General features: G+C 64.2%; 21 protein-coding genes and 1 pseudogene. 8 read left to right on the top strand and 14 right to left on the bottom strand.

Annotation, left to right across the window (positions count from 1 at the left end):
* The coding region (locus AC630_RS34070) for an ABC transporter ATP-binding protein (RefSeq protein ID WP_074122795.1) at nucleotides 1–546 on the bottom strand (546 nt) is incomplete at its 3' end.
* A gap of 313 nt (nucleotides 547–859) precedes the next feature.
* On the opposite strand from AC630_RS34070, the gene AC630_RS34065 reads away from it, so the two are divergent.
* Nucleotides 860–1534 (top strand): hypothetical protein, encoded by a 675-nt coding sequence (locus AC630_RS34065; protein ID WP_074122794.1) that lies wholly within the window; start codon nucleotides 860–862, stop codon nucleotides 1532–1534.
* A gap of 3 nt (nucleotides 1535–1537) precedes the next feature.
* On the opposite strand, the gene AC630_RS34060 is transcribed toward AC630_RS34065, so the two are convergent.
* Nucleotides 1538–1897 (bottom strand): ArsC family reductase, encoded by a 360-nt coding sequence (locus tag AC630_RS34060; RefSeq protein WP_074122804.1) that lies wholly within the window; start codon nucleotides 1895–1897, stop codon nucleotides 1538–1540.
* Nucleotides 1898–1999: 102 nt separating this feature from the next.
* Here AC630_RS34060 and AC630_RS34055 point away from each other — a divergent pair, with 102 nt between their 5' ends.
* Nucleotides 2000–2371 (top strand): tRNA-binding protein, encoded by a 372-nt coding sequence (locus tag AC630_RS34055; protein WP_074122793.1) that lies wholly within the window; start codon nucleotides 2000–2002, stop codon nucleotides 2369–2371.
* Between the two features lie 39 nt (nucleotides 2372–2410).
* Here the strand turns inward: AC630_RS34055 and AC630_RS34050 are convergent, their stop codons facing one another.
* Entirely contained in the window at nucleotides 2411–3115 is a 705-nt protein-coding gene (locus AC630_RS34050) for a glutathione S-transferase family protein (protein ID WP_074122792.1), read from the bottom strand.
* Between the two features lie 52 nt (nucleotides 3116–3167).
* On the opposite strand from AC630_RS34050, the gene AC630_RS45855 reads away from it, so the two are divergent.
* Entirely contained in the window at nucleotides 3168–3434 is a 267-nt protein-coding gene (locus AC630_RS45855; RefSeq protein WP_167561332.1) for a hypothetical protein, read from the top strand.
* A gap of 46 nt (nucleotides 3435–3480) precedes the next feature.
* Here the strand turns inward: AC630_RS45855 and AC630_RS34045 are convergent, their stop codons facing one another.
* Complete coding sequence (locus AC630_RS34045; RefSeq protein ID WP_074122803.1) at nucleotides 3481–4146, bottom strand: DUF429 domain-containing protein; 666 nt, start codon at nucleotides 4144–4146, stop codon at nucleotides 3481–3483.
* A 796-nt stretch (nucleotides 4147–4942) separates the two neighbouring features.
* Between AC630_RS34045 and AC630_RS34040 the strand changes: the two genes are divergently transcribed.
* On the top strand, nucleotides 4943–6283 hold the full coding sequence (locus AC630_RS34040; RefSeq protein WP_074122802.1) for an RtcB family protein: 1341 nt from the start codon (nucleotides 4943–4945) through the stop codon (nucleotides 6281–6283).
* Nucleotides 6284–6325: 42 nt separating this feature from the next.
* Here the strand turns inward: AC630_RS34040 and AC630_RS34035 are convergent, their stop codons facing one another.
* The 7 genes from AC630_RS34035 to AC630_RS34005 all read right to left on the bottom strand — a co-directional run bounded on the left by AC630_RS34035 (nucleotide 6326) and on the right by AC630_RS34005 (nucleotide 11890).
* On the bottom strand, nucleotides 6326–6673 hold the full coding sequence (locus AC630_RS34035; RefSeq protein WP_074122791.1) for a carboxymuconolactone decarboxylase family protein: 348 nt from the start codon (nucleotides 6671–6673) through the stop codon (nucleotides 6326–6328).
* Nucleotides 6674–6676: 3 nt separating this feature from the next.
* Complete coding sequence (locus tag AC630_RS34030) at nucleotides 6677–7198, bottom strand: RNA polymerase sigma factor (RefSeq protein WP_074122790.1); 522 nt, start codon at nucleotides 7196–7198, stop codon at nucleotides 6677–6679.
* Complete coding sequence (locus AC630_RS34025; RefSeq protein WP_074122789.1) at nucleotides 7195–7404, bottom strand: YgaP family membrane protein; 210 nt, start codon at nucleotides 7402–7404, stop codon at nucleotides 7195–7197. Before AC630_RS34025 ends, AC630_RS34030 begins: the two co-directional genes overlap by 4 nt.
* A 95-nt stretch (nucleotides 7405–7499) precedes the next feature.
* On the bottom strand, nucleotides 7500–8684 hold the full coding sequence (locus AC630_RS34020) for a serine hydrolase domain-containing protein (protein WP_143198523.1): 1185 nt from the start codon (nucleotides 8682–8684) through the stop codon (nucleotides 7500–7502).
* Nucleotides 8685–8747: 63 nt separating this feature from the next.
* Nucleotides 8748–9440: a GNAT family N-acetyltransferase gene (locus tag AC630_RS34015; protein ID WP_074122787.1), complete on the bottom strand. Its 693-nt coding sequence runs from the start codon at nucleotides 9438–9440 to the stop codon at nucleotides 8748–8750.
* 6 nt (nucleotides 9441–9446) lie between these two features.
* Nucleotides 9447–9794, bottom strand: coding sequence for a Lin0512 family protein (locus AC630_RS34010; RefSeq protein WP_074122786.1), 348 nt, complete (start codon nucleotides 9792–9794; stop codon nucleotides 9447–9449).
* Between the two features lie 431 nt (nucleotides 9795–10225).
* The gene (locus AC630_RS34005; RefSeq protein WP_074122801.1) at nucleotides 10226–11890 is read right to left on the bottom strand and encodes an acetolactate synthase large subunit; all 1665 of its coding nucleotides are present in this window, start codon (nucleotides 11888–11890) and stop codon (nucleotides 10226–10228) included.
* A gap of 618 nt (nucleotides 11891–12508) precedes the next feature.
* Here AC630_RS34005 and AC630_RS34000 point away from each other — a divergent pair.
* Entirely contained in the window at nucleotides 12509–12862 is a 354-nt protein-coding gene (locus tag AC630_RS34000) for an MmcQ/YjbR family DNA-binding protein (RefSeq protein WP_074122785.1), read from the top strand.
* 26 nt (nucleotides 12863–12888) lie between these two features.
* Here AC630_RS34000 and AC630_RS33995 read toward each other — a convergent pair whose 3' ends face one another.
* Nucleotides 12889–13356, bottom strand: coding sequence for a MarR family winged helix-turn-helix transcriptional regulator (locus AC630_RS33995; protein WP_074122784.1), 468 nt, complete (start codon nucleotides 13354–13356; stop codon nucleotides 12889–12891).
* Between the two features lie 139 nt (nucleotides 13357–13495).
* On the opposite strand from AC630_RS33995, the gene AC630_RS33990 reads away from it, so the two are divergent.
* From AC630_RS33990 to AC630_RS33980, 3 genes and pseudogenes are all read left to right on the top strand, one after another.
* The gene (locus AC630_RS33990) at nucleotides 13496–13897 is read left to right on the top strand and encodes an Ohr family peroxiredoxin (RefSeq protein WP_074122783.1); all 402 of its coding nucleotides are present in this window, start codon (nucleotides 13496–13498) and stop codon (nucleotides 13895–13897) included.
* 66 nt (nucleotides 13898–13963) lie between these two features.
* Nucleotides 13964–14161, top strand: a pseudogene (locus AC630_RS33985) (cupin domain-containing protein); the annotation flags it as partial.
* A gap of 46 nt (nucleotides 14162–14207) precedes the next feature.
* The gene (locus tag AC630_RS33980; RefSeq protein ID WP_074122782.1) at nucleotides 14208–15083 is read left to right on the top strand and encodes a helix-turn-helix domain-containing GNAT family N-acetyltransferase; all 876 of its coding nucleotides are present in this window, start codon (nucleotides 14208–14210) and stop codon (nucleotides 15081–15083) included.
* A gap of 13 nt (nucleotides 15084–15096) precedes the next feature.
* Here AC630_RS33980 and AC630_RS33975 read toward each other — a convergent pair whose 3' ends face one another.
* Both AC630_RS33975 and AC630_RS44555 read right to left on the bottom strand, forming a co-directional pair.
* On the bottom strand, nucleotides 15097–16317 hold the full coding sequence (locus AC630_RS33975) for an MFS transporter (RefSeq protein WP_074122781.1): 1221 nt from the start codon (nucleotides 16315–16317) through the stop codon (nucleotides 15097–15099).
* Between the two features lie 12 nt (nucleotides 16318–16329).
* A complete protein-coding gene (locus AC630_RS44555) occupies nucleotides 16330–16584 on the bottom strand; it encodes a hypothetical protein (RefSeq protein ID WP_143198521.1) in 255 nt (84 codons plus the stop codon).
* Between the last annotated feature and the right edge of the window lie 75 nt (nucleotides 16585–16659).

Genomic DNA, 16659 nt, shown 5'->3' with positions numbered 1-16659 from the left:
ATGGCCCATGCCGGCCATCGGCTCGTCCAGCAGCATCATCTCCGGGTCGAGCGCGAGCGTGGTTGCGATCTCCAGTGCGCGCTTGCGCCCATAGGGCATCTCGACCGCCGGCGTAGTGGCAAACTCGCTGAGGCCGACATCGTTCAACAGCTCCAGCGCACGGTTGTTGAAGCGGTTGAGCACCGACTTGGAGCGCCAGAAATCGAAGGAGCTGCCGTGCTGGCGCTGCAGCGCGACACGGACGTTTTCCAACGCGGTGAGATGCGGAAATACCGCTGAAATCTGGAACGAACGCACCAGCCCCATGCGCGCCACGTCGGCCGGGGCCATCGCGGTGATGTCCTGTCCCTTGTACAGGATTTTCCCGGCGGACGGTTTCAGGAACTTGGTCAACAGATTGAAGCACGTCGTCTTGCCGGCGCCGTTCGGGCCGATCAACGCGTGGATGCTCCCACGGCGAACCTTGAGCGCAACGTCGCGGACAGCGAAGAAGCCCGCGAACTCCTTGGTCAAGCCTTCCGTTTCGAGAATGAACTCATCGGCCAAACAGATTTCCCCCTGCCCGCGCACCGCGCGTGGCTGTCCATAGTTTACTTCGGCTTTCCGGAGGCCTTGGAGCCCGTCCCGGAACGCCGCCTCCGGGCGCGGAATATGCCGGAGGTGACGGGGGTTAGGCAAGGCGGAAAGCTGAGCAGGTCAGGCCTCCGGCCGGGAGACTTATGCTCCCTTAGTCGGAAGTGTTTTGATGTCGCGCCTGCCCGGCCTCCCGGTTCGCGAAGGCACCGGTCATCAAGCCGTCGTTAGCGGTCTTTTGTCCCGCGCGCCAGCCTTCATAGAAAATTTTCCCGAAGCACGGATCATGCGCGGGTTTCGATCTGCCGGGAATATTGTTTTGGATCTCGCAAGCGCCGCTCCTTCCGTCGTCAAGTCGATCAGGCAGCGTGACCTCCTGAACACGTGGCTGCGACTTTATGCGCGCCAGCAACTCGCACCGGCGATCTGGGAGTATCAGCCCGCGCGTCTCGAGGAAGAGCTCTCCGACCTCATCTACTATACCGTGGATATTTCGACACCGACGCCGCGCCTGACCATCCAGAGCGAAGGCACACGCATCTCGCGCGCCTATGGACATACCGGCAAGGGCGTTCTGCTCGACGACTATATAGGACCGCGACTCGCACCCTTCGTGATGCCGGTCTATTACGAATGCGTGGCGCGCGGGCTTCCGGTTTACAGCGTGGCCGACGTCGACGACATCTACGGTCGTGTCGTTGCCTATGAACGCCTGCTGCTGCCGTTCCAGACCGACGGAAACGTCTGTCACATCATCGCCTCGCTCAAGGCCTTCTGCGAGGACGGCGGTTTCGAGATCAAGAATCTGATGCGCCGAAATGACGCGCTGCCGCGCCCCAAACTGCGCGCGGTGATCGACCGCGACCTCTTTCACCGCGCCCCCGGCCGTATCGCCGCCGCCGAACTGGTCGAGTTCGCGGATCCGGCCGGCGTCACCACCAAGATCATCGAGCTGAACTAGCGCTCAGCGCGATTTGGCGCCGACTTCCTTGGCATAGATGTCCGGCTTGAAGCCGACCAGGAGCTTGCCACCGACTTCCAGCACCGGACGCTTGATCATCGATGGTTGCGCCAGCATCAGCGCCAAAGCCTTCTTTTCGGTGAGACCTTCCTTGTCGGCGTCGGGCAGCTTCTTGAAGGTCGTGCCGGCGCGATTGAGCAGCGTCTCCCAACCGAGCTTGTCGCTCCACAGCTTGAGCTTGTCCTTCTCCACGCCCACCGACTTGTAGTCGTGAAACGCGTAGGCGACGCCATGGGCGTCAAGCCAGGCCCGCGCCTTCTTCATGGTGTCGCAGTTCTTGATGCCGTAGATGATGTTGGGCAAGACGTTCCTCGCGCATGCGTGATGCTTCGGCTGCGGCGTTGTACGAAACTCCGCTTCGCGCGACAATATTGCGAACGAAGCTACTCTCCGAACGGACATTCTATGCACGTCACCCACGATCCCGCCGCGGCTGCGTCGCCCACCATCGACTTCAATACCTTCCTCGCGGTCGATATCCGAGTCGGCACCATCGTCGATGCCAAGCCGTTCCCGGAAGCGCGCAAGCCGGCCTGGCGGCTGTGGATCGACTTCGGCCCCGCGATCGGCGTGCGCAAGAGCTCGGCGCAGATCACCGAAAATCATCCGCTCGAGACGCTGGTGGGACAACAGGTCGCAGCTGTCGTCAATTTCCCGCCGCGCCAGATCGGGCCGGTTGTGTCGGAGGTGCTGACGCTCGGCTTCCCCGACGCCGATGGCAAGGTCGTGCTGGTCCAGCCCAGCAAGCAGGTGCCGAACGGCGGGCGGCTATTCTAGCGGCGCACGAGTACATGGCTCACAAAGCGCTGAGCTAGCTCACGGCCGTTTCGGAATGTTCAGCCCGCGCTGCACGGCGGGGCGCGCCAGCCCGCGTTCGAGCCAGGCGGCGACCGACTTGAACTGGCTGAACTCGACGAGATCGCCGGCGCCGTAGAAGCCGATGAGGTTGCGCACCCAGCCGAGCATCGAGATATCGGCGATGGTGTAGTCGTCATCCATGAACCATTGCCGGCCGGAAAGATGCGTCTCCATCACACCGAGCAGGCGCTTGGACTCGCCCACGTAGCGCTCGAGCGGCCGCTTGTCCTCAAAATCCCTGCCGGCGAATTTGTGGAAGAATCCGACCTGGCCGAACATCGGCCCGATGCCGCCCATCTGGAAATGCACCCACGCGATGGTCTGGTAGCGGCGCGCGGCGTCCTCCGGCAGAAGCTTGCCGGTCTTCTCCGCGAGATATTGCAGGATCGCCCCGGACTCAAACAGCGGCAGCGGCCTGCCGCCGGGACCGTTGGGATCGAGGATCGCCGGAATCTTGCCGTTCGGATTGAGCGAAATGAATTCCGGCGTCTTCTGATCGTCCTTGCCGAAGTCGACGAGGTGAACCTCGTAGGGAAGCCCGATTTCCTCCAGCATGATCGAAACCTTGACGCCGTTCGGCGTCGGCAATGAATAAAGCTGAAGCAGATCGGGGTGTTTGGCAGGCCAGCGCTTGGTGATGGCAAAGGAGGAAAGATCGGACATCGGAACCCCGGCTTCATGCGTGGAATGCCGCCTACTCTAGGCGAGCCGGAGCATGGCGCAAGGCCGGGCAGTCGTTACGACAATTTCCCACGGCGAAACCGGGTCACAATGGCCGCAGCAATTGACTGGTGGCGTAGACCGCATCGTGCTGCGCGCGCTGCTCGATGAAGAGCTGCCCGGTGACGAGCAATGCTCCGGTGAAAACGAGCGCGAGCATCGCGGTCGCGAGTTGACTGGCATCATTCATCGTGCGGACTTCTCTGTCATCGGTTTGCACGGTGAACGCAGGCCGACCGCCGGCAGTTCCTATATGTGTTAAAGAAATTGCCGATTTATCCCGACCGATAACCGGCCGGCCGGCAGCCTCAATAGTTGATCTCCATCCGCAGCCCGCGCGGATCGATCTCCTCCCCGCCGACGCGCTCCGTGCTGTCGCGCGCCGCGACGGCGCAAGCGCAGGCATCGATCAGATCGTCGCGGCCAATGCCCGTGCCGTGACGCTGCGTCAGCCATCTCGGCAGACGCGTGAAGCCGCGTTGCGCGAGCAGCGCGATGCGCTGCTCGCGGCCTTCCGCCGATATCTTCTTCGCAAGTCGGACACGCCCTGCCAGATTCCAGAAAATCAATTCCGGATGCGCTTCGCCGACAATCGCTTGCCGTGCCGGCGTCATGATCTCGTCGACGTCCCTGATCTTGTCCCTGATATTCCAGAGCTGCGCCGAGACACCCCTGCCCTCGCCTTCGTGCTCCCAGTAGTGACGATTGGCCGTCGCCATGCCGGGAAATGTCCAGAGATCACGGCGCGCACCGAGAAACACGGCAGGGCCGACCAGCTCGCGTGCGCGCAAGTCGCACGTTCGGTAGCCACTCGCGTTCAATCCGATCGGCATGTCGATCATTGCGCGCGCATGCGGCATCGCGAGCAAGCGTGTGAGACCGGGTGAATAATCGAATCCATGATCTCCGCGATCGTCGATCCAGGCCGCGACCCAGCCGAAACGAAATCCGTCGAGACCGAGGTAGTTTGGCACATCATGCATCCGTCATTTGTCGTCTTCGCGCGCGCGTCGCTTGACATCCGCAAGTTGCGGGCGTATGTCCCGCGCCCTCGCGAACACTTCCGTTTGCGACAGAGACAACATGAACCGCGCGATGCTGCACCGCTACGAAGGAATTGCCCGCATACCGAATAGCTCGAAGCTATTCGACCGCTCATGCCCGGCTCATGGGAGCGATCTTGCCTGACCGCAAGATCGACAGTCCGCTTCTCACGGACCCTCCCGAGCCTGCCGCTCCGGAGGGTTTTTTGTTGCCCGCCGCGCGGCCCATTCGAACATCCCGGCCATGGCCGGAACGGGAGACCCGGATCCCGGGGCTCGCGCTGTAGCTCAATGGCCAGAGCGCTTTCCGGCAAGCTTCGGCTCGCCGGGTCACAGCAATCGCCTGTTCCCGGATCGTGTCGTTTTGATCCCCACCGCCGGTGGTGAAGAGCGCTGTTACTTCGTGGTCGGAGGTTCGAATCCTCCCGGACGCAAGTCCGTAGCTCAGTGGATGGAGCGGCGTCCAAGCCCGCAAGGGCGGTTCAGCACTCGTCTGTTCCCCGGCACCCGCTTCCATTCCACGGTGTCGGCCACGGCGCCTGGACCCGCGTCAACGGCTTCTCTGAGGCCGTGGTCGCGTGGATCGCAGCGTCCGAGACGGCATTGAACTGATGCGCAACGACAACGGCCCTGGACGCGAGACTCGCGCCCGGGCCAGCGAAATATCTGAAATGATCCGCCCGCCCCGGCTATGATGCGTGCGGAACGCAAAGCAGGACACAAGATCATGCGACGATCCGATCCCTACATGGAACGCGCCCGCGAGCTCTGCCTCGCCGCCGGCGTCGATCCCGACTCGCGCGTCGGCGAAGGACGCGGTCAGCCGGCCTGGTGCTCGTACCGGGACGCTGCGTACAAGGAGCATCTTGCCCGCGAGGCCAATGCGGCCGCGAGCGCGATCGCGAACCTGCGCCCGCAGGAGGCCCGCTTCCAGAATGCGCCGCTGAAGATCTTCGGCCCGCACGAGGATGCGACGGTGGCGCAGATGCGCAACTGCATGACGGTCGGCAATGTGGTGTCCGGCGTGATCTGCGCCGACGGCCATCTCGGTTACGCCCAGCCAGTCGGCGGGGTCATCGCCTATGAGAAGCAGATCAGCATCTCCGGCGTCGGCTTCGACATCGGTTGCGGCAACATGGCCGCGCGGCTCGACACGCGCTTCGACGAGATCGCGGCGATCGTTCCCACGATCATCCGCGACGTCGCCAAGGTGATTTCCTTCGGTGTTGGCCGTGCCAATGCCGAGCGGGTCGAACACGAACTGTTCGACGACGGCGAAGCCTGGCGCGAGAGCGACATGGAGGCCTACCGTCCGAAGGCGGTGGCCCAGCTCGGCACGGTCGGGTCGGGCAACCACTACGTCGACCTCATGCGCGACGAGGAGGGTTATGTCTGGATCGGCGTCCATTTCGGAAGCCGCGGTCTCGGGCACACCTCCGCGACGCGTTACCTCAAGGCCGCCGGCGGCAAGGACGGCATGAACGTCCCGCCCGCCGTGGTCGACGAGGACTCCGAGCTCGGCCACCGCTACATCGCGGCGATGCAGCTCGCCGGGCGTTACGCCTATGCGGGCCGCGAGTGGGTCGTCGAACGCGTCCGCCAAATTATCGGCGGCAGCGTGACCGAGAGCGTGCACAACCACCACAACTATGCCTGGCGTGAGACCCACGACGGGAAGGATCTGTGGGTGGTGCGCAAGGGCGCGACGCCGGCGTTTCCTGGCCAGAAGGGATTCGTCGGCGGCTCGATGGGCGACGACGCCGTCATCCTCGAAGGCGTCGATAGTCCGGAGGCCAAGGCTTCGCTCTACTCGACCGTGCACGGCGCCGGCCGTCTGTTCGGACGCAAGGAGGCGAAGCGGCGCTTCTCGCGCGCGGAGATGGACCGCTGGCTCAAGGAGCGTGGCGTCACCCTGATCGGCGCCGACCTCGATGAGAGCCCGATGGCCTATCGCCGCCTGCCCGACGTGCTCGCGCAGCACGCCGGCACCGTGCGAGTGCTGCACACGCTGCGGCCGTTCGCCGTCGCCATGGCCGGCGAAGGCGAATTCGATCCCTGGAAGGACTAACGCAAACAGCAGGCGGGAGGCATGACCTCCCGCTTGCATCACCTAATTTTCTCCCTCACCTCGATGTCGTTCGAACAGGCGTTGTGCCAATAGCGCATGGCCCAGCGTGCCACCGGCGCGTACCGCCGCCGCGATCAAGGCAGCCTCCGCCACCTCCTCGCGCGTCGCGCCAGCTTCCGCCGCCTGCGCTGTATGCACGTCGAGGCAATAAGCGCATTGCGTTGTGAGCGCCACCGCAAGCGAGATCAGCTCGCGATATTTTGGCGGGATCAATCCGTCCTTGCGCTCCACCGCGTGATTGAACGCCAGGAACGCGTGGGCTTCGATCGGAGCCAGCGCCACGAAATCTGGAATCGACTTCAGGTCGTCAGGGTTCTGATATTCTGTCATATCTCATCTCGTCAGATATTCGCGCATCAGGGCGCGGGCGCGGTGCAGGCGTGCCTTCACGGTCTGCCTGGACGCACCGAGCGCGGCGGCGATTTCGTCGATGGTCATTTCCTTGACGTCGCGCATCAGCGCGACATCGCGATAATGCGGCGGCAGCGCCTCGAAGGCCGCGGCCACGTCGAGCCGCAAATCGACCTCGGGGCGCGACAGCAGCAGCGCTTCCGCCTCACTCTCGTCGATCGCTGGCACGAGACCAGCCTTGTGGGCGAGCCGCAAACATTCGCGGCGGACCACGCTGAACAGCCAGGCCGAAAACGCCAGCAGTGAGCGGATCGTGCCGACATGCCGGAACAGAATCCACATCACCTCCTGTGTCGCGTCCTCGGCATCCGCCGAGCTGCGGCAGGTCGCGCGTGCGTAGCGGCGGATATCCGGCTGCGCCGTCTCGAGCAGCGCGGCAATCGCCTGGGGATCGCCAAGCCGCGCGGCCTCGAACAGGTTTGGCGAGATCGCAGCCGCGCTCACGACAGACCCCCTCGCCCGATCCCGGCCATCGCGCACATCGGGCAATAGCCGACGAGCCCCGTCAGCGCGAAGCCTGCGCCGCCGAGCGCGACAAGCCACGCCGTGGCGCCGCTGAAATAGACGAATGCCGCGACCGCCGCCGCTACTCCAGCGGCGATCCGCACCGCCTGATGCAGGCCGCCGATATTCTTCCTGTAGAACGCCATCACATCCTCCGAGATGAGCCGAAGCAAAATGCCTCGACCATCAAGAGGGCGCGAAGACCCGAAAGGATTCGCGGCGGCCAACAATTTTTTCGCGGTCAGCCTCCGACGGCCTGATAGGCCAGACGCTTGAACTCGAAGAAGAACGGATTCCAGAAACCCATGTGGCGCTGGGCCATCAGCACGCCGGCGGTATTGGCCTGCGGACAGATCCACCAATGGGTGCCAGCGAGCCCACCCCACTGGAATTCGCCGATCGAATTTGCGGGGTCGAAGGGCGTCGGCGCAAAGGTCACGGCGCCGCCAAGGCCAAAACCCTTGCCGGGCATCGGCCCGAGATTGGCGAAGCGGATGGTCTGGCCTGCGGGCAACTGGTTCGTCATCATCTGCCGCAACGTGTCCGGCTTCAGCAGCGCATCCGAGCCGGGCACCAAGGCGCGCACCAGTGCGAGCATGTCTGGCAAGGTCGAAACCAGACCGCCGCCGCCCGACAGGCGCGGGAACGGCCGGCGATAGGCCTGCGGAAAAGGCAGATTGTCGGCGCGCGTGAGGCCCGGCTTCATTGGATCGAGCACGTCGGCGCCGGTATAGTGCGCAACGAGCCTGTCCTGCTGCGCCTCCGGCACGTAAAAGCCGGTATCCGTCATGCCGAGCCGATCAAAGATCCGCTCCTTGAGGAACGCATCGAGGGATTTGCCCGAGACGACCTCCACGACGCGGCCGAGCACGTCGGTCGCCACCGAATATTCCCAGGACGTGCCGGGATGATAGGACAGCGGCAGATCGGCGAGCTTGTCGATCATGTCGGTCAGCGGCGTCAGCGGATTGAGCACGCGCGCCTCGTTGTAGCCCTTAAACAGCACCGTGCCGGGATCGAAGATGCCGTAGCTGAGCCCGGAGGTATGGGTCAGGAGCTGACGGATCGTGATCGGGCCCTGCGCCGGCTCGACATCGGCAAGGCTCGCCGCGCCCTGCTTCAAGACCTTGCGGTTGCCGAGCTGCGGCAGGAATTTTTCGACGACGTCATCAAGCCCGATGCGGCCTTCCTCGACCAGCAGCATGATCGAGCAAGTGACGAAGATCTTGGTGTTGGAAAACGCGCGAAAGATGTGGTCGGGACGGAGTGCGGTGTTCGCCTCGCGGTCGGCGAAGCCGACGCATTGCTGGTCGACCACCTCGCGCCCGCGCAGCACCGCCCAGGACACGCCCGGAATGATCTCCTGATCGACATAGCGCTGCATCGCCGTCCGTGCGGCGGAAAAATTCGTTGTCCTGGCGTCCATGTGTCTCCCCCGATTGTGGTTGGAGATGATATAGCGCGAATTCGCCGGATATGAAGCCCGTCCTCACCCCTGCTTCATCAATGCGGTGACGTGCAGGCATCGGCGAATTGTCATTCCCTGCCGCTGGTACAGCGCGATGGCCGAGGCATTGTTGGAAAGCACGTGCAGGAACGGAATTTCGCCGCGCGCCTCGATCTGGCGCGCGATTGCCGCGAGCAGCGCCTGCGCGTAGCCGCGCCCACGATGGTCGGGGTGCACGCAGACGGCCGTCATTTCGGTGAAATGACCCGGCTTCATCCGCTCGCCGGCCATCGCAACCAATTGGCCGCCGGCGCGGATGCCGAGGAAAGTGCCGAGCTCATGCGTCCGTAGTGCGAATGGACCGGGCTTCGTCAGTGCGGTCAGCGCCATCATGGCGGGAACGTCGGCGGCACCCAACGTGACGATCTCGGCATCGCGAAGCGGGCTGTCGGCGGGCGAGCCAATCATCTGCTCGCAGGGCCCGGCGATCACAACCTTGAAGCCGGCGGGGACATCGACCGGCTCCGGCGTGAACAGCGCCGCGACCTGCGAACCCGACAGGAGATCACCGAGCGCTGCAAAGCTCGCCGCCGACATGTCGGCCATGTCGGCAAACGGCGTCATCGCCACGGGATAGCGCAACGCCTGTGGGCCGCCCTCCGCCAGATGCCTCTGGCGGGTCGTGAGCGCACTCCAGATCGGACGATCCAGCAGCGTTAAATCGCTATCGGACACCGGCCCCTAGTCCTTGTCGAAGCTGACGATGACGGCGGCATTGGCGATGAGGATGGGGTCGTTGCCCTGTTCCACGGCCGATGGAATCTCCAGCCCGCCCTTCACCGCATTGACGGTCACCGTGCCGTAAGGCAGCTCCTTGGCGACGGCTTCCTTGTCGACCGCCTCGGGATTAGGCACCGCGATCGTGACATCGACGAACATGTCGTTTGCGGTCTTCCCGATCATTCGGAAGAAACCGAGGCTCGAATGCCTGATCGCATCCGACACCGCGCGCTTCGCCGCCTTGGTGGCGTCCTTGCCGTGAACGTCGACGCCCATGCCCATCTCGGTGATACAGCGAACGCGAGTCATGTCTTATTCCTGTCGTTGGTTGGATGATTGAGAGTGTCGGTGATCGGTGACCGCGACACAAGTCTGGTTGTTCCTCTCGTGTCCCGGACGCGCTGCAACGCTCTTGGCGTTGCTGCGCAGAGCCGGGACCCAGAACGCCACAGAGTTCGTTGATGCATGGGCCCCGGCTCTGCAGCACACCGCAGAAGAGACGCTGCGTTGCGTCCGGGGGCACGAGATCGCGGTTTCGACGCACCACTGTTTCAACACCGTCATTGCGAGCCACCGGGTCCGCGCGAAGCGCGGCCCGATGACAGGCTCCGCGAAGAAATCCAGACTGTATCCGTGGAAAGACTCTGGATTGCTTCGTCGCGGAGCCTGTCATCCGGCCCGCCGAAGGCGGGACCGGGTGGCTCCTCGCAATGACGGGTGTGGCGAGAGTATCGACCACGTCACGCCTTTGCCTTCTCCCGCGCCCGCAGCTCGTCGACGAGCACCCTTACGTTTTCCGAATAGTCGATCGGGATCGACACGAGGTGCACCCCGCCCTCCTTGAAGGCCGCATCGAGCATCGGGCCGAAACTGTCGATGCTTTCGATGCGCTGCCCTTTTGCGCCATAGGCCTTCGCATAGAGGACAAAGTCAGGATTGCCAAAGGTCATGCCGAAATCGGCGAAGTGATCGACGGCCTGCTTCCAGCGGATCATTCCGTAGGCGTTGTCCTCGAGCACCAGCACGACCAGGTTGAGCTTGAGGCGGACGGCCGTTTCCATCTCCTGGCTGTTCATCATGAAGCCGCCGTCGCCGGCGACCGCGAGCACGCGGCGGTCGGGATAGAGCATCGCGGCCATCATCGCCGACGGCAGGCCCGCGCCCATCGTCGCCAGCGCATTGTCGAGCAGCAGCGTGTTGGCGACGCGGGTGCGGTAGTTGCGCGCGAACCAGATCTTGTACATGCCGTTGTCGAGCGCGACGATGCCGTTCTCCGGCATCACCTGCCGGATGTCGTGCACAACGCGCTGCGGTGTCGGCGGCCAGCGCGCCTCGGTCGCGCGGTCGGCGATATGACCGAGGATTTCTTCGCGCAATGGCAACAGTGCCGCGGCCTGCGGCAGCTTGCCTTCGACGCGGTCAGCGAGCAATTCCAGGCTCGGGCCGACATCGCCGACGACCTCAGCGTCGGGAAAATAAACCTGCTCGACACTGGCCGGCGTGTAGCTGACGTGGATGACCTTCGGACCCGACGGTCCCATGATGAACGGTGGCTTCTCGACGGGATCGTGACCGATCGCGAGGATCAGATCGGCGGCGTCGATCGCGTCATGGACGTAGTCGCGCTCGGACAGCGCGGCGGTGCCCATATAGAGATTGGTTCCGCCGGGAACGGTGCCCTTCCCCATCTGCGTCGTGAAAAACGGAATGCCGGTCCGCCGCACGAAGCTGGCGATTCCGTGGGTGGACCGCGGCCGGCTCGTCGCAGCGCCCATCATCACCAACGGACGTTTTGCGGCCAGGATCATCTCGGCGGCGCGGTCCAGCGCAGCGCGATGGGCGACGGGAATTTCAATCGGATGAGTTTGGATCACAGGGACGGCCGGTACTTCATCGCCCGCGATGTCCTCGGGCAGTTCGAGATGCACCGGTCCCGGCCGCTCCTCCATCGCCACGCGAAACGCATCGCGCACCACCGTTGGAATGCTGGAGGCGCTGACGATCTGCCGTGACAATTTCGTCAGCGGCTTCATGGTCGCGACCACGTCCACGATCTGGAAGCGCGCCTGCCGGCTGCTCATGATCGGTTTCTGGCCGGTGATCAGGATCATCGGCATCGCGCCGAGATGCGCATAGGCAGCCCCCGTGGACAGGTTGAGCGCGCCGGGGCCGAGCGTCGAAAGACAAACACCGGGCTTGCCGGTCAGCCGACCGTGCGTTGCGGCCATGAACGCGGCGGCCTGCTCGTGACGGGTCAGGACCAGCTCGATCTTGGAGGTGCGGAGCGATTCGACGAGGTCGAGATTTTCCTCGCCGGGGATACCGAAGATGCGGTCGACGCCTTCGTTCTCCAGCGCCGCGACGAACAGGTCCGATCCCTTCACTTTGCGTTCCTGCCCGCTCATGTCGCCTCCGCTTGCTGTGCCGGCTCCCGTGTTGCGCAGGAGCGGCCGCATGGTAGCCGTCCGCGGCTCCGGCACAACTCACAATGCGGCGCGCGCCCGCTCCAAGATCGTCATTGCGAGCGTGGCGGAACAATCGAGAATCTTTCCGCGGATACATTTCTCGATTGCTTCGCTGCGCTCGCAAGGACGGAGCGCGGGCCACGGCATTCGCCGCTCTCGTGTCCCGGACGCGCTGCAACGCTCTTGGCGTTGCTGCGCAGAGCCGGGACCCAGGATGCCACGGCGATCGCTGCTGCATGGGCCCCGGCTCTGCAGCGCATCACTTCGTGCTGCGCAGCGTCCGGGGCACGAGACCTTGTTTCACATCAGACATACCCTCGCATCCTCGCGGCTTGTTTCGCCCGAGCTTTGCTTCGTTGCCTCACCCTCATGAAAGAGGGCGCAGGGAAGACCGGCGCGGCCGGCCTCCGCTCACTCGGCGGGTTCGCTGTGGGGGACGCCCTGCCCGGTTTCGAGCTGGAGAAGGATCGAAACTCGCGACATAGCATTTCATCCCTGGTTGGAAGATGCATGCTGCCACAGCGGCGCGCCCCTGTCCCACCTCTCGATTCCGAACCCATGACACCCAAGACATTCGAAACACGCTGCCTGCACCTGCCCGCCGTCACCAAGGTGGTGCAGTGGGAGGGCACCTCCGTGTTCAAGGTCGGCGGCAAGATGTTCGCGCTCGGCGGCGGCTTTGCCGCGCGTTCCGGCGGCTACATGTTCAAGGTCTCGAACTTGGCCTATGCGATGCTGATCGAGCACGGCCTCGCGCGACCGGCGCCTTATCTTGCGCGGGCCAAATGGGTGCAGCTCGTCAGCAACAACGCGTTACCCGATGCGGAGCTCACGGCCTATCTGGCGCAGGCCCACGCGCTGATCGCCGCAAAGCTCACGCGCAAATCGCGCAAGGCGCTGGGGTTGGACTAACCGCAAGCGCGCTGACGCCTCGCGCCTCAAGACTTCTCCTCTCCCGTCCTGGCGCTGCGGAGCAGATTGTCGCGCAAGCGGCTCACCGTCTTCTGCACCACCGGAAAATCATCGCCGAGGCCGGTCGCCTCGATCAGGGACTCGCCGAGATCCTGTTCGATCAGCTTTCGCCCCGCCGGAGTCAGACTCAACCGCACCTGCCGCTCGTCGGCGGGATCGCGGTGGCGCTTGATGTACCCCGTCTGCTCGAGCTTCTTGAGGATGGGCGTCAGCGTGTTGGATTCCAGAAACAGCTTTTCGCCGAGCGCGCTGACGGTCTGCTCGTCCTCGTCCGAGAGCGCCACCAGGGCGATGTATTGGGTGTAGGTCAGCCCGACCTTGTCCAGCAGCGGCTTATAGGCGCGGCCGAAGGCGAGATTGGCCGAATAGATCGCAAAGCACAGAAAATTAGACAGTTTTCGGCCTTTGTCGGCAGGCTTGGGGTTACGGGCCACGAGAACCTCCGCAATTCGTGATCTTGCCCGAAATATAAATCGCATCCGATTAAATCGGAAGAGCTTGACTGGCTGGACCGCTGGGTTTATTTAACACGCATCCGATTAAATCGGACACGATATAACAAAGGATGCGACCGTGACTTCCGCTGCAAAGGTCCTCTTCACCGGCAAGACGCACGTCACCTCCGGCCCTGACGGCGCCGCGCGCTCCAGCGACGGCTCTGTCGACATCAAGCTGGCCCAGCCGCACCCGGCCGCCGAAAACCTCTTCGCCGCCGCCTGGTCGGCCTGCTACCTCGGCGCGCTCGGGCTCGCCGCCGCCCAGCGCAAGGTCAAGCTGCCGAGCGAGCCGTCGGTCGACACCGCGATCGACCTGAACAACGCCAATGGAGAATTCTTTCTCCGCGCTCGGCTCGACGTCAGCGTCCCCGGTGTCGACCGGGCGGTTGCACAAGAGCTGATCGAGGCGGCGCACGGCGTCTGCCCCTACTCCAAGGCGGTGCACGGCAACATCGAGGTGACCACCACCCTCGTCTGAAACTGCGCGACGCGAACCGGCCGACGTCGGCCGGTGCCGCGCGGCGCGGACAATCGAGCGACCACAGAGATCATCTACGTGCTGGCGGGCGCCATCGAATACGACGTCGAAGGCAAGCCGCCGGTGACACTAAAGGCAGGCGACGTGCTGTTCGTTCCGGCCGGGACAGTGCATGCGGCGAAGAACGTGGGCCAGGACACCACGAGCGAGCTTGCGACCTACATCGTCGCCAAGGAGAAGCCGCTGCTGACGCTGGCGACGTGAGGAAGTCCTATTGACTGCCTATAATATCTGACTACGGTCAGGCATTATGCTCGATCCCGTCTCCCGCGTCCGTCGCTTCAACCGCGCCGTCACCTCCGCCGTCGGCGCGCTCGACACCTCGTTCCTCGGGCGCGGCCGGCCGCTGGGGGCGGCGCGCGTGCTCAATGCGATCGGGCACGGGCGTTCGGACGTGGCCGAGATCCGCGACTATCTCGCCCTCGATTCCGGGCTGATGAGCCGGCTATTGCGCAGCCTCGAGGACGAAGGGCTGATAGAGACCAGTGCACATGCCGACGACGCGCGGCGCCGCGTGGCAAAGTTGACACGCGCGGGCCGGCGCGAATTCGCGGCGTACGAAGCGCTGTCGAATGCTCAGGCCGAGAGCTTCCTTGAGCAGCATGCGCAGCGTGATGCGCTGCTGGCGGCGATGGACATGATTGCCTCGGCATTGACGCGCGATCGCGTCGCGCTGGAGGAGATGAATCCACGATGCGAGGAGGCCCGCCATTGCCTTGGCGAGTACTACGCCGAGCTCGGCCGCCGCTTCAAGCAGGGTTTTGATGTCTCGCTGTCGCGCGATCCCGATGCCAAGGACATGCGCCGCCCGCGCGGGACGTTCATCGTCGCGATGTCGGACACGTTGCCGATCGGCTGTGTCGGGCTGAAGGGAACGGATCACGGCTACGCCGAGATCAAGCGGCTCTGGGTCGCTCCCGCCGCGCGCGGATTGCGCCTCGGCCGGCGCCTGATGGACGCGGCCGAGGATGCGGCGCGCGAACTTGGCATCACGCTGCTGCGGCTCGACACCAACAGCGCGCTGCCCGAAGCCGGCCAGCTCTATCGCACGACAGGCTGGACCGAGATCCCCCGCTTCAACGACGATCCCTACCCGGATCTATTCTTCGAGAAGCAGATCCGGTAAGGGCCGCGCACCATCACGCTGTCGCCGGCGCCACCTCGCCTTGCGGCTTTGCGAACGGCCTGAACATCATCGCCATCAGGAAGGCACCGAGGCCCATCGCCCAGGAGCCGATATAGAGCCAGGCGTAGCTGGAGAACGCATCGTAGATCAGGCCGCCGGCGAGCGGCCCGGTCGCCATGCCGAGGCTGCCGGCCATCGCGGTGCCGCCGATCACCGTGCCCATCATGCGCAGCGGGAAGTTCTCGCGGGCGAGCACCGCATAGAGCGGCATGGTGCCGGCATAGATGAAGCCGAAGATGGCCCCGACCGCGTAGAACGTCGCAAGCTGATGCGCGAAGACATAGGCGAGCGCGCCGAATGCCTGCAACAGCAGGCCCGAAACCAGCACGCGCTTGGCGCCGAAGCGATCGCCCATCAGGCCGAAGGCGATGCGGCCGCCCATACCGGCAAAACCCTCGACGCTGTAGATCGTCACCGCCGCGATCAGCGGAATGCCGCAGCTCACGGCATAGCTGACGGTGTGGATGATCGGGCCGGAATGGGTGGCACAGCAGAAGAAGTTGGTCGCGAGCAGGATCAGGAATTGCGGCGAGCGCAGGGCCTCGGCCATCGACATCTCGGCCTGCGCGGCCCCCTCGCCCGACGGCGCGGCCACGGCGTGCGCGAGCGCGGGCGGACGGCGCACCAGCAGCGACACCGGGATCATGATGGCCCCGACCACCAGCGCCACGATCTGCATCGAGGTACGCCAATCGTGATTGGAGACCAGCCAGGCCGCGAATGGCGACATCGTCATCGGCGCCATGCCCATGCCGGCCGACACCAACGACACCGCAAGGCTGCGATGGGTGTCGAACCAGCCGGTGACCGTCGCCATCATCGGCGCGAAGATCGCCGCGCAGGAGGCGCCGACCAAAAGGCCGAACACGAACTGGAACACCAGAAGCGATGTCGCATGGCTCGCGGCGAACAGGCTGAGGGCCAGCACCGTCGATCCCGTCAGCACCACCGGCCGGGGCCCGAACCTGTCGGTCAGCGTACCCCAGGCCATGCTGGTGAAGGCCATCGCCAGAAAGCCGATCGTCATCGCGCTGGAGATGCCGGTCACCGACCAGCCGGTGTCCGTGGCGATCGGCCGCAAAAACACCGGCAGCGAGAACATGCCGCCGATCGCGACGCAGCCAAGCAGGCCGCCCGCGGCGACGATCACCCAGCGATAGTTGGAGGAGTTCATTTTGGTCTCCCGTCAGGTCTGTCTGGGTGGAAGACGAATGGGAACGGCGCCGGCCGACAGGGTCACGTCATTTCTTGCGACACCCTTTTGTGACTTGCCAGCAAAAATGTCGAAAACAACCCCATGCAAAGTAGCCGGTGCCTGTGGGATCAATGACTTACGATACCAGTATTTTGCGATGCCAGAGACTTGCGATGCCAAAGACTTGCGATACCAAGCCGCGATTTGACTCGTCGGGCAAAACACCAGCACAATGTCATCATCCACCCGATCCTGATCTCATCCACGGCAAAGCCCGCAACTGCGCTCGACGACGCGCCGCAATCGCGGATGGGCTCAGCT

It is taken from the genome of Bradyrhizobium sp. AS23.2 (genome assembly GCF_001908185.1).
In the GTDB taxonomy this organism is placed as follows: domain Bacteria; phylum Pseudomonadota; class Alphaproteobacteria; order Rhizobiales; family Xanthobacteraceae; genus Bradyrhizobium.
Note: the sequence above shows the minus strand (reverse complement) of the source record. Positions and strands in the feature narration are given on the sequence as shown.